General features: G+C 71.0%; 19 protein-coding genes and 2 tRNA genes. 8 read left to right on the forward strand and 13 right to left on the reverse strand.

What is annotated here, in order from left to right; all coding sequences use genetic code 11:
• Positions 1-321: 321 nt before the first annotated feature.
• Positions 322-397 (reverse strand) — tRNA-Ala (locus AB0B72_RS32340).
• Between the two features lie 112 nt (positions 398-509).
• Positions 510-983 (reverse strand): rhodanese-like domain-containing protein, encoded by a 474-nt coding sequence (locus AB0B72_RS32345; RefSeq protein WP_367743168.1) that lies wholly within the window; start codon positions 981-983, stop codon positions 510-512.
• A 231-nt stretch (positions 984-1,214) separates the two neighbouring features.
• Between AB0B72_RS32345 and ftrA the strand changes: the two genes are divergently transcribed.
• Positions 1,215-2,390 (forward strand): transcriptional regulator FtrA, encoded by a 1,176-nt coding sequence (ftrA, locus tag AB0B72_RS32350; RefSeq protein WP_367743087.1) that lies wholly within the window; start codon positions 1,215-1,217, stop codon positions 2,388-2,390.
• Here ftrA and AB0B72_RS32355 read toward each other — a convergent pair.
• On the reverse strand, positions 2,380-3,816 hold the full coding sequence (locus tag AB0B72_RS32355; RefSeq protein ID WP_367743088.1) for an MFS transporter: 1,437 nt from the start codon (positions 3,814-3,816) through the stop codon (positions 2,380-2,382). The genes ftrA and AB0B72_RS32355 overlap by 11 nt on opposite strands.
• A 124-nt stretch (positions 3,817-3,940) precedes the next feature.
• On the opposite strand from AB0B72_RS32355, the gene AB0B72_RS32360 reads away from it, so the two are divergent.
• Positions 3,941-4,651 carry a TetR/AcrR family transcriptional regulator gene (locus AB0B72_RS32360; RefSeq protein WP_367743089.1) on the forward strand — a complete coding sequence of 237 codons (711 nt, stop codon included), beginning with the start codon at positions 3,941-3,943 and terminating at the stop codon, positions 4,649-4,651.
• A 7-nt stretch (positions 4,652-4,658) separates the two neighbouring features.
• Here AB0B72_RS32360 and AB0B72_RS32365 read toward each other — a convergent pair whose 3' ends face one another.
• Together AB0B72_RS32365 and AB0B72_RS32370 are read right to left on the reverse strand one after the other, a co-directional pair.
• The gene (locus AB0B72_RS32365; RefSeq protein WP_367743090.1) at positions 4,659-5,459 is read right to left on the reverse strand and encodes an SDR family oxidoreductase; all 801 of its coding nucleotides are present in this window, start codon (positions 5,457-5,459) and stop codon (positions 4,659-4,661) included.
• Between the two features lie 188 nt (positions 5,460-5,647).
• Positions 5,648-6,313 (reverse strand): class I SAM-dependent methyltransferase, encoded by a 666-nt coding sequence (locus tag AB0B72_RS32370; RefSeq protein WP_367743092.1) that lies wholly within the window; start codon positions 6,311-6,313, stop codon positions 5,648-5,650.
• Positions 6,314-6,516: 203 nt separating this feature from the next.
• Between AB0B72_RS32370 and AB0B72_RS32375 the strand changes: the two genes are divergently transcribed.
• On the forward strand, positions 6,517-7,410 hold the full coding sequence (locus tag AB0B72_RS32375) for a dihydrodipicolinate synthase family protein (RefSeq protein WP_367743093.1): 894 nt from the start codon (positions 6,517-6,519) through the stop codon (positions 7,408-7,410).
• Positions 7,411-7,506: 96 nt separating this feature from the next.
• On the opposite strand, the gene AB0B72_RS32380 is transcribed toward AB0B72_RS32375, so the two are convergent.
• The gene (locus AB0B72_RS32380) at positions 7,507-9,204 is read right to left on the reverse strand and encodes an IlvD/Edd family dehydratase (protein ID WP_367743095.1); all 1,698 of its coding nucleotides are present in this window, start codon (positions 9,202-9,204) and stop codon (positions 7,507-7,509) included.
• Between the two features lie 81 nt (positions 9,205-9,285).
• Between AB0B72_RS32380 and AB0B72_RS32385 the strand changes: the two genes are divergently transcribed.
• Positions 9,286-10,464 carry a low temperature requirement protein A gene (locus AB0B72_RS32385; protein WP_367743097.1) on the forward strand — a complete coding sequence of 393 codons (1,179 nt, stop codon included), beginning with the start codon at positions 9,286-9,288 and terminating at the stop codon, positions 10,462-10,464.
• Positions 10,465-10,496: 32 nt separating this feature from the next.
• Here AB0B72_RS32385 and AB0B72_RS32390 read toward each other — a convergent pair whose 3' ends face one another.
• Positions 10,497-12,110, reverse strand: coding sequence for an ABC transporter permease (locus tag AB0B72_RS32390; RefSeq protein WP_367743098.1), 1,614 nt, complete (start codon positions 12,108-12,110; stop codon positions 10,497-10,499).
• On the reverse strand, positions 12,107-13,009 hold the full coding sequence (locus tag AB0B72_RS32395; RefSeq protein WP_367743099.1) for an ATP-binding cassette domain-containing protein: 903 nt from the start codon (positions 13,007-13,009) through the stop codon (positions 12,107-12,109). Before AB0B72_RS32395 ends, AB0B72_RS32390 begins: the two co-directional genes overlap by 4 nt.
• 85 nt (positions 13,010-13,094) lie before the next feature.
• Here AB0B72_RS32395 and AB0B72_RS32400 point away from each other — a divergent pair, with 85 nt between their 5' ends.
• The 3 genes from AB0B72_RS32400 (at position 13,095) to AB0B72_RS32410 (ending at position 14,621) form a co-directional block, all read left to right on the forward strand.
• Positions 13,095-13,583 carry a GbsR/MarR family transcriptional regulator gene (locus AB0B72_RS32400; RefSeq protein ID WP_367743100.1) on the forward strand — a complete coding sequence of 163 codons (489 nt, stop codon included), beginning with the start codon at positions 13,095-13,097 and terminating at the stop codon, positions 13,581-13,583.
• A gap of 190 nt (positions 13,584-13,773) precedes the next feature.
• Positions 13,774-14,139, forward strand: a complete 366-nt coding sequence (locus tag AB0B72_RS32405) for a PadR family transcriptional regulator (protein ID WP_367743101.1) — start codon at positions 13,774-13,776, stop codon at positions 14,137-14,139.
• On the forward strand, positions 14,136-14,621 hold the full coding sequence (locus AB0B72_RS32410) for a hypothetical protein (protein WP_367743102.1): 486 nt from the start codon (positions 14,136-14,138) through the stop codon (positions 14,619-14,621). Before AB0B72_RS32405 ends, AB0B72_RS32410 begins: the two co-directional genes overlap by 4 nt.
• A gap of 92 nt (positions 14,622-14,713) precedes the next feature.
• On the opposite strand, the gene AB0B72_RS32415 is transcribed toward AB0B72_RS32410, so the two are convergent.
• Positions 14,714-14,789, reverse strand: a tRNA-Ala gene (locus tag AB0B72_RS32415).
• Between the two features lie 93 nt (positions 14,790-14,882).
• Between AB0B72_RS32415 and AB0B72_RS32420 the strand changes: the two genes are divergently transcribed.
• The gene (locus tag AB0B72_RS32420) at positions 14,883-15,797 is read left to right on the forward strand and encodes an RNA polymerase sigma-70 factor (RefSeq protein WP_367743104.1); all 915 of its coding nucleotides are present in this window, start codon (positions 14,883-14,885) and stop codon (positions 15,795-15,797) included.
• A gap of 169 nt (positions 15,798-15,966) precedes the next feature.
• Here the strand turns inward: AB0B72_RS32420 and araA are convergent, their stop codons facing one another.
• From araA to mmsB, 4 genes are all read right to left on the reverse strand, one after another.
• Entirely contained in the window at positions 15,967-17,448 is a 1,482-nt protein-coding gene (gene araA / locus AB0B72_RS32425; protein WP_367743105.1) for an L-arabinose isomerase, read from the reverse strand.
• Positions 17,445-18,104, reverse strand: a complete 660-nt coding sequence (locus tag AB0B72_RS32430) for an L-ribulose-5-phosphate 4-epimerase (protein WP_367743106.1) — start codon at positions 18,102-18,104, stop codon at positions 17,445-17,447. The genes araA and AB0B72_RS32430 overlap by 4 nt, the downstream gene beginning before the upstream one ends.
• Entirely contained in the window at positions 18,101-19,750 is a 1,650-nt protein-coding gene (gene araB, locus AB0B72_RS32435) for a ribulokinase (RefSeq protein ID WP_367743107.1), read from the reverse strand. The genes AB0B72_RS32430 and araB overlap by 4 nt, the downstream gene beginning before the upstream one ends.
• 123 nt (positions 19,751-19,873) lie before the next feature.
• Complete coding sequence (mmsB, locus tag AB0B72_RS32440; RefSeq protein ID WP_367743108.1) at positions 19,874-21,133, reverse strand: multiple monosaccharide ABC transporter permease; 1,260 nt, start codon at positions 21,131-21,133, stop codon at positions 19,874-19,876.
• Positions 21,134-21,137 lie beyond the last annotated feature (4 nt).

Genomic DNA, 21,137 nt, shown 5'->3' on the forward strand with positions numbered 1-21,137 from the left:
CCCCACCCCCAGATCACCACCCGACGATGGGACACGACCTTGACGTCCCCCCGTTCTGATCCAGCCGACGGATCTCCGGAAAGCGCCCTATGGGACCTCTGCCGAGCCGATGAATAACCATGAACACGGCGACAACACGGCGAGGCGCCACCAGGCGACCACAGCAGACTTGAAGATCCAAAAGGCTGAAGATCTAAGCACGACTCAAGTCGGCCCAATGCCGAGCGCGACCCGCCCAGGTGTGAGGCGCCGGGGCCATAACAAGCCGGGATGCCCACATAAAAGGAGCCCCGCCCACGAAACCGTGGACAGGGCTCCTGATGGTGGAGCTATGGGGATTCGAACCCCAGACCCCCTCCATGCCATGGAGGTGCGCTACCAGCTGCGCTATAGCCCCTTGGTGACACCGCGACATCGAAGGCTTCGCGGCGCCACGCCAGTGTATAGGACCTCCAGGGGATCGTCGTACCGGAACGCCGTAGGGCATCGATTGTGCTCGGGCCGCCTGATCAGCAGCCGCACATCACGCCGGCGGCCGATGGGGCGAGTGGGGCCGTGAGGGGATCAACTGGCCGTGTCTCGGCACCGGCTGCGGTCACGACGGGGAAGCCCTCGCGCGCCCAGTATTCGAAGCCGCCGATCATCTCCTTGACGTGGTAGCCCAGCTTGGCGAATTCCAGGGCCGCCCGGGTGGCGCCGTTGCAGCCCGGCCCCCAGCAGTAGGTGACCACGGTGACGTCCGGGGGGATCAGGGACGCCGCCCGCGAGGCGATCTCCGCCGTAGGCAGGTGGACGGCCCCCTCGATGTGACCTTGCCGCCAGCTCTCCTGGCTACGGGAGTCGACGACGGCGATGCCGGTCTCGCCTGCCAGCAGGTCGGCTCGTACGTCGGAGACGTCGGCCTCGAACGACAGGCGTCCCGCGAAGTGGGCGGCGGCCTCGGCGGGGTGGGCGGCGGGAGTACTGAGAACGGCGGACAACAGGCCTCCAAGTCTGGTTCGGACGGACAATGCCTCCGCCCGACGTGGTGTCCTCGGACGGCAGACAGTTCATGAAGACGGACAGGCAGGCGAATGCCTCCCGCTCGAGACGGACGGCTGGGCGTCCCGGCATGCGTTCCCCTGGTCAGATGTCCCGCCTTGCGCCCCAACAGTGCCCGCCGAAGGCATTCACCCAACAGTGGCAGGAATGCCTAATGACGCTAATATCCGGCCATGCTCCCGGGCCCCGCCGTCCACTCCGCCGTCCAGCCCGCCGTCCACTCCGCCGTCCAGCTCGGCATCCGCACGGACGCCCAGCCCGATACCCACCCCCATGTCCATCCCTATGCCCACCCCCAGATCCAGCCCGACACCCGATCGACCACTCTCGCCGATGTCCGCTTCGAAGGCCGCCGAGGCTCCGGCCGCGACGACAGCGACGACAGCGACGACAGCGACAACCGCCATACCGTGTCGGTGCTCGCCTTCGACGGCATGAGCCCGTTCGAGCTGGGGTGCGTCGTGGAGGTCTTCGGGCTGCCCCGCCCCGAACTGGAGGTGCCCTGGTACGACCTCGTCGTCTGCGCCGAGCGCGACCGTCCGCTCCGCGCGGTGGGCGGCTTCACCGTCCAGGCCGCCCACGGGCTGGACGCGTTCGCGGAGGCGGACACGGTCATCGTGCCGGGGGTGCCCGACGTCCGCGCGGAGGTCTCCCCCGCGCTCGTCTCCGCGTTGCGGCGCGCGAGCGACCGGGGCGCGCGGATCGTGTCGATCTGCTCGGGCGCCTTCGCGCTGGCCGCCGCCGGCCTGCTCGACGACCGGCCGGCGACGACCCACTGGAGGTACGCGGCGCTGCTGCGGCGGCGGTTCCCCCAGGTCCAGGTCGATCCCAGCGTGTTGTACGTGGACGGCGGCGACGTCCTCACCAGCGCCGGCAGCGCGGCGGGGCTCGACCTGCTCATCCATCTCGTACGGCGTGACCACGGCCCGAGCGTCGCCAACGCGGTGGCCCGGCGGCTGGTCGTCCCGCCCCACAGGGAGGGCGGACAGGCCCAGTACGTCGAGGCCCCCGTCCCGGCCCTCGACGACGACGACGCGGTGGGGAGGGCGATGGAGTGGGCGCTGGCCGGCCTGGCCCGCCCGATCACGGTCGCCGCGATGGCCCGGGTGGCCGGGATGTCCCCTCGCAGCTTCGTCCGGCACTTCAACCGGCGCACCGGGACGAGCCCGCTCCGCTGGGTGATCGCGCAGCGGGTCGCGGCGAGCCTGCCCCTGCTTGAGACGACGGCGGTGCCGATCGAGGAGATCGGGGCCGCCGTCGGGTTCGAGAGCCCGGTGACGTTCCGCCACCATTTCAGCCGTTCGATGCACACGTCGCCCTCGGCGTACCGGAGGACGTTCAGCCGGTGACCTCCTCGTGCCGTGCCCGCATCGGCAGCGCGAAGGCGGTGACGAATGTCACCAGCAGCATGCCGACCTCGATCCAGATGACGACCTGCATGGCATCGCCGAAACCGGTGCCGCCGTCCAGCAGGTGGAAGAAGACGGTGCCGAGGACGGCGGTGCCGAGGGCCGCGCCGAGCTGCTGAATCGCGGTGAGCGTCCCGGAGGCCGAGCCGGTCTCCTCCGGCGCGACCCCCGCGAGCACGATGTCGAAGAACGGCGCCATCAGCAGGCCCATGCCGATGCCCGCGACGGCGAGCGTGGGAGCCATCTGCCAGGGCGTGACCCCCACGCCTGCGGAGTGCAGCGTCACGCCGAAGCCGGCCACGCCGGCAGCCATGATCAGCGCGCCGGCGTGCAGGAGCCTGCGGCCGAGCTTCTCGGTGAGCCCGGCGCTCGCCACCACGAAACCGACCATCACACCGATGGCCTGGGGAAGCGCGGCCAGACCCGCCTTGAGGGGCGAGTAGTGCAGGCCCATCTGCGTGTAGAGGGTGAAGACCAGCGAGAAGCCGACCATGCCGGAGAAGAAGACGAGCCCGGCGACGAGACCGCCGGCGAAGGCCCGCTTGCGGAACAGGGTCGGCACCACCAGAGGGTCGCCGCCGGAACGGTGCTTGCGTGACTCGTACCACCCGAAGAACGCGAAAAGGGCGACGGAGGCGGCCATGGAGACGAAGGTCCACGCCGGCCAGCCGTACTCGCGTCCCTGCACGAGCGGGAAGATCAGCAGGGCCGCGGCCGCGGAGGCGAGCCCGGCCCCGGTGAGGTCGAGGCGGGCGGCGTGCTCGGACCGCGACCGAGGCAGGAAGCGGACGCCTCCGGCCAGCGCGAGCAGGCCCAGCGGGAGGTTGATCAGGAAGATCATTCGCCAGCCCGTGCCGAACAGGTCGGCCTCGACCAGCCACCCCGCCAGCACCGGCCCGCCCACGGAGGACAGAGCCATGATGGGCCCGAAGGCGCCGAAGGCGGTGCCCATCTCCTTGGGCGGGAACATCTCCTTGATCATACCGAGTCCCTGCGGTAGCAGGACGGCGCCGAACAGGCCCTGCAGCACTCGGGCCCCGACGAGCATCTCCGGCGACACGGCGAGCCCGCACAGCAGGGAGCCGAGCACGAAGCCGGAAGCCCCGAGGAGGAACATCGGCTTGCGGCCGTAGAGGTCGCCGAGCCGCCCTCCGGTGATCAGGCCGACGGCCATTGCGAGGGTGTAGCCGGCGCCGAGCCACTGGATCAGGCTGGAGCCGCCGCCGATGTCGGCGCGGATGGTCGGCGCGGCGATGTTGGTGACGAGGGCGTCGAGCAGGTCCATCACCTCGGCGGCGAGGATGACGAAGAGGGCGGCCCAGCGCGTGCGATACGCGGAAGGCGCTGCCGGAATTGCGGTGACCACGGGGGAACTCCATTCGTCGGGCGAACACCGTTCGTTGCTCGAACTCCGTTATAAGGTCTGGACTCGCAAGACGTCAAACGCTGTTCGTCGCACGAATGCCGTTCGGCCGGGATACGGTGTTCGCATGGAGGCCGTTCCCCTGCCGCCGTGGCGGACCCCGCCCAAGCACGCACCCCGGCGACCGCTGAGCCAGGAGCTGATCGTCGAGAAGGGGCTGGGCATCCTCGACGCGGAGGGCCTGGACGCCGTCAGCATGCGCCGGATCGCGCAGGAGCTCGGCACCGGCCCCGCCTCGCTGTACGCGCACGTGGCGAACAAGGAGGAGCTCCTGGAGCTCATCTTCGAGCAGGTCATCGGCGAGGTGGAGGTGCCGGCGCCCGAGCCTGAACGGGGGCTCGACCAGCTCAGGGAGATCGCCTGGCGGATGTACCGCGTCCTCCACGCGCACGCCGACATCGCCCGGGTCCCGATGGCCAACATCCCGAGGGGCCCGAACGCGCTGCGCCTCGCCGAGGGGATGCTCGCCATCATGCTGGCTGCCGGGCTGCCCCCACAGGTGGCGGCCTGGGCCCTCGACCGGCTGTACCTCTACGTGATGTCCGATGTCTACGAGGGCTCGCTCTACGCGGCCAAGCTGCGGGCGAGCGGCAAGGACCAGAGCGCGTTCTTCGAAGAGATCCTCCGCCCCCTCCAGGCGTACTACCTGAGCCTGCCCGGGGAGAGCTTCCCGGCGATCAGCGCCAACATCGACTCGCTGATGACCGGCAGCGGCGACGAGAGGTTCGAGTTCGGCCTGGAGATCTTCCTCCGCGGCCTGGAGACCTACCGGTCATAGGGAGCACTCAGGCGCCGCCGGCGTACATCGACTCCACGAATCGCGACATGCCGTCGAGCCAGCGGTCCGGCTCGGCGGCCTTCATGCGGACGAAGTCGGCCACCTCGGGGTGCGGAAGGATGTGGAACCGCTCCGCTTCGAGGCCCTCGACGACGTGGCCGGCGACGTCGGCCGGGTCGAGCACGGCCCCCGAGGCGGCGACCGCCCGTGCCGTGACGTGGTCCTCTCCCAGCCCAAGCGTCATCGGCGTACGAACGCCCTGGGGGCACAGCACGCTGACGCGCACACCCCTGGCCCGGTAGTGGATCGCCACCCACTCCGCGAACGAGATCGCGGCCGCCTTGCTCACGGCGTACGGCGCGTCGCCCGGGCAGCTCACCAGCCCGGCGGCCGAGCAGGTGTTTAGCAGGTAGCCGCCGCCACGTTCGACCATCCGGGGGAGGACGGCTCGCGCCGCGTACACGTGCGCGAGCGTGTTGACCGCGAGCGTCCGGCTCCAGTCGAGGTCGGACGCCTCATCAAGGCCGTGGCCGGTGATGATCCCGGCGTTGGAGCAGAACAGGCCGATCGGTCCCAGCGCCCGCTCGGCGGTGTCGGCCAGCGCCCGGACGTCGGCCTCCACCGACACGTCGGCGCGGACGGCGACCGCGCGGTCCCCGATCTCCTTGGCGACAGCCGACGCCCCGGCCTCGTCGAGGTCGGCCACGAGCACGCCCGCGGCCCCCTCGCCGGCGAAGCGGAGCGCCATGGCCCGGCCGATGCCGCTCGCGGCGCCGGTCACGACGACGACCTTGTCCCGAACCCGCATGAGACCTCCAGACCGACCAGTCGGTATCTGAACCTACGGGCGTGGGCGGCTCCCCGTCAATCCGGCCAAGGACCACCCACGCGACCGCTCCGCGTCACCGGCTCCGCGTCACCGGTCTGCGGCGAACCGGACCGCTTCACCTGACCGCGAGGAACCGGTCTGGAAGGAACCAATCCGGGAGGAACCGCTCAGACGTAATCGCGGCGGCAATTGAGGAAAAGCTGGATTTCGGGCGGCGCCAGAGTGGTCGCCGGGGCGTACGAAACACGGTTCTCCGACAGCACCGTGAAACCGGCGGCCTTCACGACCTCATGCAACTCGTCGCGGAGATATCCGGTGACCCGGACCGGAACGCCGAGAAACTGGAAAGGGATGTCGTCGAGGTCGAGCTCCACCATGCTCAGCGAGAACAGGCCGTCAGGGGCGAGGACGGCGTGCACCTTGGCGAGAGCCGTCACGATCTCGGCGCGCGGCAGCATGAGCAGGCTGAAGAACGCGGTGACCGCGTCGTAGATGCCGAGCGAGCCGTTCAGGTCGAGCACGTCGAGCTCGAAGAACGTGCCGACGGGGACGTTCTTCCTGGCCAGTTGCAGCATGACCGGCGAGATGTCGATGCCGGTGACCTCGCATCCCGCGTCGGCCAGCTGCTCGGCCGTGGGCGACCCGGTGCCGCAGCCCACGTCCAGCACCCGCGATCCCGGCTTGAGCTGCTTGATCATCCATTCGCCGGCGGCGATCTGTCCCTCCTTGCGGGGAAACGCCTCGTCATATCGGCCACCGATGCGATTGAACGCGTCAGCGTGGAGCGCACGGTACTCGCGCCGGAGATTGTCCGGCCCGGAGTCGGTCGTCATCTATGCCGCCATTGGTGATCAGCCGTCTATGCCTTCTCCTAGATAGGGGGCAGCGATCGTTTAAGTCAAGACATTTCGGTACTTATTTGGCATCTTGACGACAGTCAGTCAATGATCGATGTCAACCTCGCGAAGCCCCCTTCGCCGTGGGCCGCGGTCGACGCTGTGGTGTACTGATATACCACGTCACCGGAGGAGGCCCCATGATCGAGGACGTCAGGTGGGCTCTGCGGTCCGTCGTGGCGGTGACGGTCACCCCGTTCGGCGCGGACGACCGGATCGACGAGCGGGCCCTCGGCGCCGCCGTCGAGCGGCTCGTCGGCGGCGGCGTGACGGCCCTCACCCCGAACGGCAACACCGGCGAGTTCTACTCACTCGACGACGACGAGGCGGCCCGGGCGGTGGCGCTGACCCGGGAGGCCGCCCCCGGCGCCGTCCTGATCGCCGGGGTGGGGCACGACGTGCGCCGTGCCGTACGGCTCGCGCATGACGCGGAGCGGCTCGGCTGCCAGGGGGTGATGATCCACCAGCCGGTGCATCCGTACCGGTCCGAGGAGGGCTGGACGGCCTACCACCGCGCGATCGCCGAAGCCGTGCCCGATCTGGGCGTGGTCTGCTACGTCCGCTCCCCCGCCGTGACATCCCGGGCGCTGCGCGAGTTGGTGCGGCGCTGCCCCAACGTCGTGGGCGTGAAGTACGCCGTGGCCGACCCGGTGGCGTTCGCCACCCTGGCCGGCGAGGTGGACGGGCCGGTGTGGGTGTGCGGGCTCGCCGAGGGATGGGCCCCGTTCTTCTGGCCCGGCGGAGCGGAGGGGTTCACCTCGGGCCTGGCCGTGATCACACCACGGCTGTCACTGGAGCTCCTGCGCCTCCTGCGTGAGGGCGACCGGGCCGGCGCGATGGAGGTGTGGCGGCGGCTCAAGCCGATCGAGGACCTGCGGGCCAGGAACGGCGCGGAGCACAACGTCTCGGTCATCAAGGAAGCGCTGGCGCAGCTCGGCGTCTGCGGCCGGGCGGTCCGGCCGCCCATCTCCGAGCTGGCCCCCGACGACCAGAAGAAGGTGGCCGCGATTCTGAGCACCCTGGACGGCACCTGATCGAGGCGCGCCGTCCGCCGCGGCCCGAGCGGCAGGCCCCGCACCATGCCTCGGCCGCCGCCGCCCGCCGCCGGTCAGTCGCCGCTCAGTCGCCGCTCAGTCGACCTCGGGCTCCGGGACGCCGCTGGCTCCCCTCAGGAAGTCGAAGTCGCAGCCCTGATCGGCCTGGAGCACGTGGGCGTCGTAGAGCGCGCCGTACCCACGGGCCTGACGCGGCGCGGGCGGCTCCCACTCACGCCGCCTGCGGGCGAGCTCCTCCTCCGGCACGTCGAGCGTGAGCCTGCGCGCGGGCACGTCCAGCGTGATCAGGTCGCCGTCCCTGACCAGCGCCAGAGGCCCGCCGACGTGGGACTCGGGGGCGACGTGCAGCACGCACGCGCCGTAGCTGGTGCCGCTCATCCTGGCGTCGGAGATCCGCACCATGTCGCGTACGCCCTGCTTGAGCAGGCTTTCGGGGATGGGGAGCATCCCGTGCTCGGGCATCCCCGGGCCGCCTCTCGGGCCGGATCCCCGCAGCACGAGCACGCTGCCGGCGGTGGCGGGCACCTCGTCGATCCGGCGCAGCAGGTCGCGGTGATCCTCGAACACCACGGCCGGGCCCGTGTGCGTGAGCAGGCCCGGGTCCGCCGCGACATGCTTGATGACGGCGCCGTCCGGCGCCAGGTTGCCTCGCAGCACCGCGAGGCCGCCCTCCGCTGACAGCGGGTCGTCCCTGCGCCTGATCACCGCGTCGTCGTAAGGTTCCCGCGTCGCGATGCCCCTCCCGTTCACCGTTGGCCGGTCGAGGTGCAGCAGGTCGGGGATCCGGTGGAGCAGCGCGGGGAGGCCGCCCGCCCGGTGGAAGTCCTCCATCAGGTGCACCCCGCCCGGCCGTACGTCGGCCAGGACGGGCACGCGGCGCGAGACCGCGTCGAAGTCGTCCACCGTCAGCTCGACCCCGCTGCGGCGCGCCATCGCGATCAAATGGACGACCGCGTTGGTGGAGCCCCCGAGGGCCAGCACCGTGGTCAGCGCGTCCTGGTAGGCACGCCCGTCGAGCAACTGCGAGGGCCGCACGCCGTTCCAGGCGAGCCCGACGGCCAGCCGGCCGCTGGCCGCCGCCATCCGGTTGTGCGCGGACAGCACGGCGGGGATCGAGGCCGCGCCGGGCAGCGTCAGCCCGAGCACCTCGGCCACCGATGTCATGGTGGACGCCGTGCCCATCGTCATGCAGTGGCCGGGCGAGCGGGCGATCCCCTCCTCGATCTCGTCCATCTCCTCGCCGGTGACGAGACCCGCGCGCTTGTCCTCCCAGTACTTCCACATGTCGCTGCCGCTGCCGAGTCGCCGGCCCCGCCAGTCGCCCGGCAGCATCGGCCCGCACGGGACGAAGATCGCCGGGATGTCCGCGCTGATCGCGCCCATCACCAGCGCCGGGGTGGTCTTGTCGCACCCGCCCATCAGCACCGCGGCGTCGACCGGGTAGGAGCGCAGGACCTCCTCGGTCTCCATGGCGAGCAGGTTGCGGTAGAGCATCGCGGTCGGCTTCTGGAACGTCTCCCCCACCGCCATGACCGGCAGCTCCACCGGGTAGCCGCCGGCCTGCCACACCCCGCGCCTGACGTCCCCGGCCCGATCGCGCAGATGCATGTGGCAGGGGTTGAGCTCGCTCCAGGTGTTGAGGATCCCGATGACCGGCTTGCCCAGGTGCTCCTCGGCCGACAGGCCGAGCTGGCGGGTGCGCGCGCGGTGACTGAACGACCTCAGGCTGCCGGTGCCGTACCAGCGATGACTGCGCAGCTCTTCCGGCCTCATCTGCCCGAAGATACCAGCGAGTATTGGTATATCAAGATATATCCTTCCCTTCTGTCACGAAGATCCCTAGCGTGGACAGCCGTGACCACCCCGGCGGGGCCACTCCGCTCGCGTGCGGAGGGCCAGCGCGTCACGTTCACCGAGCTGTTCTTCGATCTCGTGTACGTGTTCGCGATCACCCAGCTCTCTCATCTGCTGCTCGGCCACCTGTCCTGGCACGGCGCGGCACAGACCCTGCTCCTGCTGCTCGCGGTGTGGTGGGCGTGGATCTACACGGCCTGGCACACCAACTGGTTCGACCCCGACCGGCCGACGGTCCGGCTCGTGCTGGTCGGGGTCATGCTGGCGAGCCTGATCATGTCCGCGGTGATCCCCGAGGCGTTCGGCGCGCACGGCCCGCTGTTCGCCGCGGCGTACGTCGCCATCCAGGTTGGCCGCACCACGCACTCGGTGCTCCAGGCCCCCGCCGGCCCCTTACGCCGTAACCTGCTGCGGGTGCTCGCCTGGGCCGTGCTGTCCGGCGTCTTCTGGGGCGCGGGCGCCCTCACCGGCGGCGGCGCTAGGGAGCTGCTCTGGGTGGCCGCCGTCGGCACCGACCTCCTGGCGCCCTGGGTCAGGTTCGCCACGCCGGGCCTCGGCCGTTCGGAGACCTCCGACTGGACGATCGACGGCGCCCACCTGGCCGAGCGCTGCCAGCTCTTTGTGATAATCGCGTTCGGCGAGTCCATCGTGGTCACCGGCGCGACCTTCGGGGAGCACCCCTCGGGAGCCCCGGCCGCCGCCTTCGTCGTGGCGTTCCTCGGCAGCGTCGCGCTGTGGTGGGTCTACTTCGGGCGCAGCGCGGAGGCGGGCAGCCGCGTGATCGCCGCCTCGCGGGACCCGGGGCGGCTCGCCCGCTCCGCGTACACCTTCCTGCACCTGCCGATGGTCGCCGGGATCGTGGTGTCGGCCGTGGGTGACGAGCTGGTCATCCACCATCCGCTCGGGCCCACTCCGGCCGAGGTCGCGCTCACCTGTCTCGGCGGCCCGGCGCTGTTCCTCGCCGGGCATGGTCTGTTCAAGCGCACGGTCTGGGGGCGCTTCCCCCTCTCCCACGGAGCGGGGCTGGCGGCGCTGGCCGCGTCCGCCCCGCTGGGGCTCGTCGCGCCGCCCCTGGTCCTGGCCGCCTGCGCGACCGCCGTCGCGGCGGCCGTGGCCGCCTGGGACGCCGTGATTCGTCACCGCCGTGACCCGTCACCGCCGTCGCCCGCTTCCCCCTGACGGCGACGGCGGCGACGGCGGCTGACGAGCCGTCATCCGGCCGGGATGTCACGCCTGCGGACGCCGGCGAGCCCCGCCAGCAGCAGGGCGGCGGCGATCCCGGTCAGCGCGAGCAGGGGCGTCGCGGAGACGGAGCCTCCGGGCACGTGCGGGACGTGCGTGAACGGCGACACGTCCAGGAGCGCGTCGTCCAGTCGTAGCGCCGCCCCGACCTGGCCGAGGAGCAGGCACACCGACAGCGCCACCCAGCCGACGGCGGGGGCGAGCCGGGGCAGCAGCCCGAACACGGCGACGGTGAGCGCGGCGAGCAGCCAGACCGCGGGAAGCTGCACCAGCGCTCCGCCGAGGACGCGTGGCAGCTGCGCGCCCATGTCGCCCGTGGACAGGCCGTACGTCAGCCCGGCCGCCAGGCCGGCGGCCGTCATGGCCACGGCCGGGCCGAGCAGGGCGAAGACCAGGTGACCGGCGGCCCATCGCGCCCGGCTCACCGGCGTCGCCAGCAGCGGCTCGGCGCGCTGACCGGCCTCCTCGCCGCGCATCCGCAGCGCCGCCGAGATCGCGTACGCCGAGACGGCGGTCGCGCCGAGGCCCAGCGTCCCGGCGATGAACACGTCGCTGACCGCGGAGCTGCCTCCCATCCGCTCCATGATCTCCTGGAGCTGCCGGTTGTCCGCCATCAGGTCGGCCGCCGACTTCGCGATGCCCCCGATCAGCAGGCCGTAGACGGCCAGGCCGGCGGTCCAGGCGTACAGCGTGCCCCGATGCAGCCGCCAGGCCAGCGCCAGCGGTGTGCGCAGGCCCGGCGCGGCGGCGGCGGGGCCGAGCCGGGAGGCCAGCAGGCCGGCGCCGATGTCACGGCGGGCCGACAGAGCGAAGGCCACGCGGGCCAGCGCCGCCACCAGCACGGCGATGAGCGCGAACATCCACCACCGGTCGGCCTCGTACGCCTGGACCTGGTAGATCCAGCCGAGCGGCGGCGTCCACGACAGCCATGCCAGGCCGTCGCCGCCGTTCCCGGCGGCGACGTCCCCGACGGCCCGCAGGGCGAAGGCGAGCGCGAGGACCACGATGCCGATGCCGCGGGCCGGGCCGGCGCCCGAGCTGAGCTGCGCGGTGATCGCCCCGACGGCCGCGAACACGATCCCGGCCGCCGCCCACGCCAGGCCCATGGCGAACGCTCCCGCGGCCGGCGTGTCCTGGCTGATCATGCCGAGGGCCACCAGCACGCCGGTGACCAGGCTCGCCCCGGAGGTGGCGGCCAGCGCCGCGGCGAGGCCGGCGTGGCGGCCGACGACGGCCGACCCGACGAGCTCGCGGCGGCCCGCCTCCTCCTCCACCCGTGTGTGGCGGATCACGGTCAGCAGCCCGACGAGCGCCATGACAATCATGCCGGTCGCGGAGCGCCAGAAGATCAGCGCGCCGAGGCTCGGCCCGGGTGTGCGGCCGTAGAACATGCTCAGCAGGGGGGTGCTGCTGAGGTCGTCGATGTATCCCTGGCGCGCCGCGTCGGTCGGGTACAGCCCGGCGGTGCCCGCCGCCATGGCGACGGGGATCAGGGCCAGGCACAGCACCCAGATCGGCATCAGCACCCGGTCACGGCGCAGGATGAGCCGGACCAGGGCCCCGGTCCCGGTGAAGGCGCTCATCGCGACGTCACCACCGGCGTCTCGTAGTGACGCAGGAACAGCTCCTCCAGCGTCGGAGGCCGGCTGGTCAGGCCGCGTACGCCGAACGTCGTGAGGTGGCGGAGCACGGCGTCGAGGTCGCCGGCCTCGACGTGGAACCGCACATGGGTGTCGTCCACGTCGAGGTCGTGCACCCCCGGCAGGCCCGCCAGGCCGTCCGGCGGGCGGGCGAGATCGGCGGAGACGAACGTGCGCGTCAGGTGGCGCAGCTCGGCCAGGCTGCCGGACTCGACGGTCCGGCCGGACCGGATGATGCTCACCCGGTCGCACAGCGCCTCCACCTCGGCGAGGATGTGGCTGGACAGCAGCACGGTCCGCCCGTCGCGCTTGGCCTCCTCCATGACGACCTGGCGAAAGACCTCCTCCATCAGCGGGTCGAGGCCGGAGGTCGGCTCGTCGAGCAGCAGCAGCTCCACGTCGGAGGCGAGCGCCGCGATCAGCCCGACCTTCTGCCGGTTGCCCTTGGAGTAGGCCCGGCCCTTCTTCCTCGGGTCGAGGTCGAACCGTTCGAGCAGCTCCTGGCGGCGCTTGGGGTTCAGCCCGCCCCGCAGCCGGCCGAGCAGGTCGATCGCCTCGCCGCCGGTCAGGTTGGGCCAGAGCGTCACGTCGCCCGGCACGTAGGCCAGACGGCGGTGCAGCGACACCGCGTCGCGCCAGGGATCGCCGCCCAGCAGGGTGACCGTGCCGGCGTCGGCGCGCAGCAGCCCGAGCAGGACACGGATGGTGGTGGTCTTGCCCGCGCCGTTCGGGCCGAGGAAGCCGTGCACCTCGCCCTGAGCGACGGTCAGGTCGAGACCGTCGAGCGCCTTGGTCTGGCCGAAAGTCTTCCTCAGGCCGGACACTGAGATGGCATGTTCCATGCTTCAGAAGCTACACTTGTTTCACATAGTTGTGAATATTCAGAAGCTGCGAATGTATGTGACGTCGACGGGTAGGGAGTGGCACATGTCTCAGGCACCACGGCGCGACGAGGAGGCGATCCGCGACTTCGTCGAGCGCATGGCCATGATGCTCGCCGACTGGGGCGTCCCGCGGATGGCCGCCCGCGTGCTCTTCGTGATCATGTGTGCGGACGAGCGTTCCCTCAGTGCGGGCGAGCTCGCCGAGCGGCTCGGGGTGAGCCCCGCGGCGATCTCCGGGGCCGTGCGCTACCTGATCCAGATCAACATGGTCGCGCGGGAGCCGGTCCCCGGGTCGCGCCGGGACCGCTACCGGCTGGTCGACGACTCGTGGTACGAGGTGACGATCGCCAAGATGACCCTGATCAAGGTGCTCGCCGAGGCCGCGGACCAGGGGGTCGCCGCCGCCGGGGGGCCGGACACCCCCTCAGGGGCACGCCTGGCCGGCATGCGGGACTTCTACGTCTTCGTCCAGGAGGCGATGCCCGACCTCCTCGACCAGTGGGCCAAGCGCAAGGCCGGCCTGGACGGCTGACCCTGACGCTCGCCGTGATGGGCCGCACCCAAGGAGATCGTTCTCGACGGGATACCGGCGACGATCCCGAGCCACCTCACCCCGGCCCTCCAATGGACGCTCCGAGATGCGAATCGAACCGCCTGGACCTGAACGAAGAGCTTACTCGGCAGGCCAGTGACCGCCTGATTGACTTAGGTAAGATAAGAGAATGGCCGAGATCCGACGGATCACGCAACCCACTCTCGACGTCATCGAGGCACTGGTCGACGCGCATCGCCGAGGCGAGGAGCTGCACGGCTGGGCGATCATCAAGGCCGTCGGCCGAACCGGTCCGACGGTCTACAACGTCCTGGACAGGCTTGAGGACGCCAAGTGGATTTCCGGCCGATGGGAGTCCGAGAACCCCGATCCCAGCAGGCCCCGCCGCCGTTTCTACTCCCTCACCGGCGAGGGGGCCCGCCGCGCTCCGGCTCTGCTCGCCGAGCGCCGGCCCGGCGCCGTGTCCGCGCGCCTGGCAGGGGGACACGCCTTCGACCGGCTCTTCGGCAGGCACGTCGCGGGTGAGGCCCGATGACATCGTTTGAGATCCTGATCGGGATCGGCACCGGCCTGCTGATCAACGAGGCGTGCGACGTCTCCCCCTGGGCCGCTCGGAAGCTGGTGCGGATCGCCGCCCGTCTCAGGTACACCGACCCTGTCCGCGCCGCCGTCCGCGCGGAAGAGCTCACCTCGGTGATCGAGGAGCGGCCCGGCAAACTTTTGAAGCTGGCCGGCGCGCTCGCCTTCTGGGCGGCCGCGTGCTGGGTCCGGGCACGCCGAGGCCGCATGTCCACCGTCCCTGGTCCGCTCCACAGAGCCTTATGGATGAGAGCCGCGCGCCACATCGGCTTCGCGATCGCCACCGGGCTCTTGATGGGGTCGTGGCGCGTGGGAGCCACCGCCTTCGTCGTGACGCTCGCCGTCTCATGGAGACGGAGGAGGCGGAAGAGCCGGAGGTGGCCGGCGACGGTTCTTGCCCGCGCCGCCACAGCTGCCGGTCCAGACCATCCGGCATGATGTCCGCAGTCGTCTCGGCGCCCGTCACCTGACTACCGCGACACGCCCTTTTCACCGGCACCTACTGAGCCGGTGGTTCACTGAACCGTCCCTGGTGGAGCTATGGGGACTCGAACCCCAGACCCCCTCCATGCCATGGAGGTGCGCTACCAGCTGCGCTATAGCCCCGTGCGATGCGAGCAAGTGTATAGGAGCCGGTGCGATCGGCGGTAACCGGAGCGGGATGTCACGGCGGGCGTCCCGTGATACGTCTTGTCGTCTATGACCGCCGATGTCTTCACCGAGCACCGGGGACTGCTGACCGGTGTGGCCTACCGCATCCTCGGCAGCGTCGCCGACGCCGAGGACGTGGTCCAGGAGGCCTGGCTGCGCTGGGCGGACGTGGACGCCTCGGCCGTGGCCGACCCCAAGGCGTACCTCGTACGCGTCACCACCAACCTGTCCATCGACCGGCTGCGGCGCGCGCAGGCCAGACGGGAGGCGTACGTCGGGCCGTGGCTGCCCGAGCCGATCGTCACCTCGCCGGACGCCGCCGAACGGGCCGAGCTCGCCGAGACCGTCGAGATGGCCCTCCTCGTCGTGCTGGAGACGCTCTCACCGCTGGAGCGGGCCGTGTTCGTCCTCCGGGAGGCGTTCGGCTTCACCCACGCCGAAATCGCGCAGATCCTGGGCCGGGGCGAGCCCGCCGTACGGCAGCTCGCCAGGCGGGCCCGCGACCACGTGCGGGAGGGCAGGCCGCGCTTCGACGTGGACCGCCGGGAGCGCCGCGAGGTCACCGAGCGGTTCGCCGCCGCCTGCGCCGAGGGCGACATGGAGGGCCTGACGGCCCTGCTGGCCGGGGACGTCCACCTCGTCGGCGACGGCGGGGGCAAGGTGCGGGCTCCGCTGCGCGAGCTGTCCGGGGCCGGGCCGGTCACACGGTTCCTCGCCGCGATCGCGAGCGACGAGGGCCGCCGCCGTTTCATGGTGTCACTGGGCGCGTCCCCGTCGCTGGAGATGGAACTGGAGATCGCCGAGCTGAACGGCGGCCCCGCGATCGTGGCATGGGCCGGAGGCCGGGCGATCACGGTCATCTCGCTCGTGGTCGTCGACGGGGTCATTCAGACGATCTATCTCATCGCCAATCCGGACAAGATGTCGCGGATCGCGGGCCCGGATCCGTCTGGGAGCGCATGAAGAAGCGGCTCCCAGCACTTGGGCCCTTCCCCCGGTCTCCCGGCCGGGGAAAGGGCCCATGCTCCAGGCGCCACACGGGCTCAGCCGAGCGCCGCCCGTGGCCGGCCGTACGGGACCGTGCCCCTCAGGACCCGATCACCACCTCCGCCGGCCGTTCACGCGCTCGGCGTCACATCCCCTTGGCGAGCCGGTAGTACGCCTGGTTCCAGCGCAGCTCCTTGGCGAACTGGCGGGAGGTGGTCTCCGCGTCGATGACGAGCAGCTCCACGCCGAGCATGTCCGACAGGTCGGTCAGCTCCTCCGCCCCGACGGCGGCCGACAGCACGGTGTGGTGCGGCGCGCCCGCCGTCAGCCACGACTCGGTCGAGGTGCGCATGTCCGGCCGCGGCTTCCACACGGCGCGGGCCACGGGCAGGTTGGGCAGCGGCTGGGGCGGCGCCACCACGTCGATCTCGTTGGCGACCAGGCGGAACCGCTCACCCATGTCGGCCAGGCCGATCACCACCGCGGGCCCCGGCTCGGCGTCGAACACCAGGCGCACCGGGTCCTCCCGGCCGCCGATGCCGAGCGGGTGGATCTCGCAGGACGGCGTGCCCGACGCGATCGTGGGGCAGACCTCCAGCATGTGGGCCCCGAGGATCAGCTCCTCGCCCGGCGTGAGGTTGTAGGTGTAGTCCTCCATGAAGGAGGTGCCGCCGGGGACGCCCTCCCCCATCACCTTGAGCGTGCGCAGCAGCACGGAGGTCTTCCAGTCGCCCTCACCGCCGAACCCGTAGCCGTCGGCCATCAGCCGCTGCACGGCGAGCCCGGGGAGCTGCCGCAGGCCGCCCAGATCCTCGAAGTTCGTGGTGAACGCCTTGAAGCCGCCGGCTTCGAGGAAGTGCCGAAGGCCCAGCTCGATGCGCGCGGCGTACCGCAGGGAGTCGTGCCGGTCGCCGCCGGCCTGCAGCTCGGGAGCGACGTGGTAGGCGTCCTCGTACTCCTTGACCAGGGCCGTCACGTCGGCGTCGGCGGCGGCGTCCACGGCCTCCACCAGGTCGTTCACGCCGTAGGTGTTGACCGACACCCCGAACCGCAGCTGCGCCTCGACCTTGTCGCCCTCGGTCACCGCGACGTCCCGCATGTTGTCGCCGAACCGGGCCAGGCGCAACGAGCCGACCTCGGCCCGCCCGGCCGCGGCGCGCGCCCAGGTGGAGATCCGCGCCGCCACCGACGGGTCGCTCACGTGCCCGGCCACGGTCTTGCGTGCCACGCCGAGCCGCGTCTGGACGTAGCCGAACTCACGGTCGCCGTGCGCGGCCTGGTTGAGGTTCATGAAGTCCATGTCGATGGAGCTCCACGGCAGTTCCCGGTTGGCCTGCGTGTGCAGGTGCAGCAGCGGCTTGCGCAGCGCGTCGAGCCCGGCGATCCACATCTTGGCCGGGGAGAACGTGTGCATCCACGCGATCAGGCCGACGCAGTCGTCGTCGCCGTTGGCCTCCAGGCACACCCGCCGGATGGCCCCGGCGTCGGTGAGCACCGGCTTCCACACCAGCTCGACCGGGAGCGCGGCACCCAGCTCCTCGGCGATCCGCCGGGACTGGTCGGCGACCTGCTGCAGCGTCTCGTCGCCGTACAGGCCCTGGCTGCCTGTCAGGAACCAAACCTTCACCGGGCACTCCTCTGTCCATAGACGTTCTGGTAGCGGTCGTACAGGCTGTCGATGTCATGCTGCGGGATCGGCAGCGGCTCGCCGAGCTGACGCGCGACGTGGACGGTGCGGGCGACGTCCTCGCACATCACGGCCGCCTTCACGGCCGCCTTGGGCGAATCGCCGATCGTGAACACCCCGTGGTTCTGCATGAGCACCGCCGGGGAGCGGTGGCCGGTCAGCGTCGCGACGATGCCCTTGCCGATGTCGTCGCCGCCGATCAGCGCGAACGGGCCCACGGGGATCTCGCCGCCGAACTCGTCGGCCATCGCGGTGAGCACGCACGGGATCGCCTCACCGCGCGCCGCCCACGCCGAGGCGTACGTCGAGTGGGTGTGGACGACGCCGCCCACCTCCGGCATGTGCCGGTAGACGTACGCGTGCGCGGCGGTGTCGCTGGACGGGGAGAGATCCCCCTCGACCAGGTTCCCGTCGAGATCGCACACCACGATCGACTCCGGCGTCAGGTCGTCGTACGACACCCCGCTCGGCTTGATGACGAACAGATCCTCTCCAGGCACCCGGCCGGAGACGTTGCCCGCCGTCCACGCCACCAGGTTGTACCGCACCAGCTCGGCGTGGAGCCGGCAGACGGTCTCCCTCAGTCCCGCGATCATGCACTGGCCTCGTTCCTGATCGAGCGGAGCCGGTGGTGCATCCCACCGTCCGCGAAGTGGTCGTGAAGCCGGCGGTACTCGGCGTACAGCCGGTCGTAGGCGTCGGCCCGCTCCTGGTCGGGCCGGTAGGCGGCCGTCTCGCGCTTGCCCATCGCCGCCGCCGCCTCGCCGAGGTCCGCGTACGCGCCCGCCGCGACGGCCGCGTGGATGGCCGATCCAAGAGCGGGGCCCTGGTCGGAGCCGATCACCGACAGCGGGCGGCGCAGGATGTCGGAGTAGACCTGCATGAGGAAGCGGTTCTTCAGCAGGCCGCCCGCGACCACGAACTCCTCGACTGGCACGCCGGCCGCTTCGAACGTCTCGACGATCAGCCGGGCGCCGAACGCGGTCGCCTCGATCAGGGCCCGGTAGACGTCCTCGGGCCGGGTGGCCAGCGTCTGGCCGACGATCACGCCGGAGAGGTTGTGGTCGACCAGCACCGAGCGGTTGCCGCCCTGCCAGTCGAGCGCCACCAGCCCGTGCGCGCCGACCTTCTGTGCCGAGGCCAGCTCGGTCAGGTGCTCGTGGAGGCTCAGCCCCCGCTCCGCGGCCCGCTCGGCGTACGACGCCGGGACCGAGGTGTCGACGAACCAGGCGAAGATGTCGCCGACGGCGGACTGGCCGGCCTCGTAGCCCCACAGGCCGGGCACGATGCCGTCCCGCACGACGCCACACATGCCGGGCACCTCGGCGAGCTGGTCGGAGCACATGACGTGGCAGGTGGAGGTGCCCATGATGGCGACCATCTGGCCGGGCCGGACGGCGTCGGCCGCGGCGACGGTGACGTGGGCGTCGACGTTGCCGACCGCGACGGCGATCCCCTCGGGCAGGCCGGTCCATCCGGCGGCCTCGGCGGTCAGCCGGCCGGCGAGGCCGCCGAGCGGCGCCAGTTCCTGGCCGAGCTTGCCGGTGAAGTCCGCGAAGGCGGGGTTGAGCGCCGCGAGGAAGTCCTTCGACGGGTAGCCGCCGTCCTGGTAGATCGCCTTGTAGCCGGCCGTGCAGACGTTGCGGGTCTCGGCGCCGCACAGCTGCCAGATGATCCAGTCGGCGGCCTCGATCCAGCGGTCGGCCCGGTCGTAGACCTCCGGGTCCTCCTCCAGGACCTGGAGCCCCTTGGCGAAGGCCCACTCGGAGGAGATCTTGCCGCCGTACCGGGGCAGCCACGGCTCGCCGCGCTCGGCGGCCAGCGCGTTGATGCGGTCGGCGTGCGGCTGCGCCGCATGGTGCTTCCACAACTTGGGCCAGGCGTGCGGGCGGTCGGGAAGGGTCTCGCACAACGGCGTGCCGTCGGCCGTGGCCGGGAGGATCGTGCAAGCGGTGAAGTCCGTGCCGATGCCGATCACCTGCTCGGCCGGGACCTGGGCCGCGGCCAGCGCCTTGGGCACGGCGTGGCGCAGCACGTCGACCCAGTCGCGCGGCGACTGCAACGCCCAGTCGGGTCCGAGATGCGTCCCGCCGCCCGGCAGCGCGGTCTCGATCACCCCCTCGGCGTACTCGTGGACGGCGGCGCCCAGCTCCTCGCCGTCACTCACGCGCACCACGACGGCGCGACCAGACAGCGTGCCGAAGTCGACGCCGATCACGTAGCGCTCGTTGTTAACGTTCACTTTGAACTCCAGTGATTCTTGGGGGCATGCACAGCATCCGCACACCGCAACCTCGCCGATCCCTGATCGGCGAGGTCGCGACGGCGTCGATCGGCTTCAGGCCACGACACTGTTGTCATCCGGTCAGCGCGCGGCACCCGCTCTGCGCTTGGTCCACACGTCGAACGCCACGGCGGCGAGCAGGACGGCGCCCTTCACGAGCATGACCCGCTCACTGGGGGAGCCGATCAGGGACATGCCGTTGTTGATGACCGCCATGATCAGGCCACCGGTGATCGCGCCGACCACCTTGCCGACACCGCCCTGCACGGCCGCGCCGCCGATGAAGGCCGCCGCGATGGCGTCCAGCTCGAAGGAGTTGCCCGCGGTGGGGCCCGCCTGGTTGAGGCGGCCGGCGAAGATGATGCCGGCGATGGCCGACAGCACACCCATGTTGACGAAGATCCAGAAGACGACCGACTTGACCTTCACACCGGACATCACCGCCGCCTGCAGGTTGCCGCCGATCGCGTAGATCTGCCGTCCGAACACGGTGCGGTTGGCCATCAGCGAGTACGCGAGCACGAGCACCGCGAGCAGCACCAGCACCCACGGCAGGTTCTTGAAACGCGCGAGCTGCACGACGACGAAGAGGATCAGCGCGGCTCCGGCCGCCATCTTCAGCGCGAACAGCGCGATGGGCTCGACCGCCTGGCCGTAGCCCTTGCGGGCGCCCCGGGTGCGCCACTGCGCGGTGACCATGCCGCCGATCGCGACGATGCCGACCAGCAGGCTGAACAGGTCGGCGCCGCCCAGCGGCCCGAGGCCGATGTTGCCCACATAGCCGTCGGTGAAGCCGTTGGCCAGCGTGCGGACCTGGTCGGGGAACGGGCCGATGCCCTGGTTGCCCAGCACGGTCATGGTCAGCGCCCGGAACAGCAGCATCCCGGCCAGCGTCACGATGAACGCGGGGATGCCGAAGTACGCGATCCAGTACCCCTGCCATGCCCCGACCAGCGCGCCCGCGATGATCGTGATCACGATGGCCAGCGGCCAGGCGATGCCCATGTTCACCATGAGCACGGCGGACAGCGCGCCGGTGACCGCGACCACCGAGCCGACCGACAGGTCGATGTGGCCGGCGATGATGACCAGGATCATCCCGATCGCGAGGATCAGGACGTATGAGTTCTGGACGATGATGTTCGAGATGTTCTGCGGCTCCAGCAGAGCCCCGTCGGTGAGCACCGAGAAGAGCACGATGATCAACGCGAAGGCGATGTAGATACCGCTGGAGCGCAGGTTGAGCGACAGACCGCCGAGCGACACCCGTCCCGGCTGCCGTGGCGCTCCCCCGTCGCCCTTGGCACCGACTTCGACGTCGGCGGGCGTGATGCTGCTCATTGGA

It is taken from the genome of Microbispora sp. NPDC049125 (assembly GCF_040802045.1).
Lineage (GTDB): Bacteria > Actinomycetota > Actinomycetes > Streptosporangiales > Streptosporangiaceae > Microbispora.

Excerpts from the sequence above, each read along its gene's own strand:
- AB0B72_RS32400 (WP_367743100.1), top strand. The coding sequence starts at position 13,095 with ATGTCTCAGGCACCACGGCGCGACGAGGAGGCGATCCGCGACTTCGTC.
- mmsB (WP_367743108.1), bottom strand. The coding sequence starts at position 21,133 with ATGAGCAGCATCACGCCCGCCGACGTCGAAGTCGGTGCCAAGGGCGAC.
- ftrA (WP_367743087.1), top strand. The coding sequence starts at position 1,215 with ATGCTCCCGGGCCCCGCCGTCCACTCCGCCGTCCAGCCCGCCGTCCAC.
- AB0B72_RS32410 (WP_367743102.1), top strand. The coding sequence starts at position 14,136 with ATGACATCGTTTGAGATCCTGATCGGGATCGGCACCGGCCTGCTGATC.
- AB0B72_RS32370 (WP_367743092.1), bottom strand. The coding sequence starts at position 6,313 with ATGACGACCGACTCCGGGCCGGACAATCTCCGGCGCGAGTACCGTGCG.
- AB0B72_RS32420 (WP_367743104.1), top strand. The coding sequence starts at position 14,883 with ATGACCGCCGATGTCTTCACCGAGCACCGGGGACTGCTGACCGGTGTG.
- AB0B72_RS32360 (WP_367743089.1), top strand. The coding sequence starts at position 3,941 with ATGGAGGCCGTTCCCCTGCCGCCGTGGCGGACCCCGCCCAAGCACGCA.
- AB0B72_RS32430 (WP_367743106.1), bottom strand. The coding sequence starts at position 18,104 with ATGATCGCGGGACTGAGGGAGACCGTCTGCCGGCTCCACGCCGAGCTG.
- AB0B72_RS32405 (WP_367743101.1), top strand. The coding sequence starts at position 13,774 with ATGGCCGAGATCCGACGGATCACGCAACCCACTCTCGACGTCATCGAG.
- AB0B72_RS32365 (WP_367743090.1), bottom strand. The coding sequence starts at position 5,459 with ATGCGGGTTCGGGACAAGGTCGTCGTCGTGACCGGCGCCGCGAGCGGC.
- AB0B72_RS32375 (WP_367743093.1), top strand. The coding sequence starts at position 6,517 with ATGATCGAGGACGTCAGGTGGGCTCTGCGGTCCGTCGTGGCGGTGACG.
- AB0B72_RS32380 (WP_367743095.1), bottom strand. The coding sequence starts at position 9,204 with ATGAGGCCGGAAGAGCTGCGCAGTCATCGCTGGTACGGCACCGGCAGC.
- AB0B72_RS32395 (WP_367743099.1), bottom strand. The coding sequence starts at position 13,009 with ATGGAACATGCCATCTCAGTGTCCGGCCTGAGGAAGACTTTCGGCCAG.
- AB0B72_RS32390 (WP_367743098.1), bottom strand. The coding sequence starts at position 12,110 with ATGAGCGCCTTCACCGGGACCGGGGCCCTGGTCCGGCTCATCCTGCGC.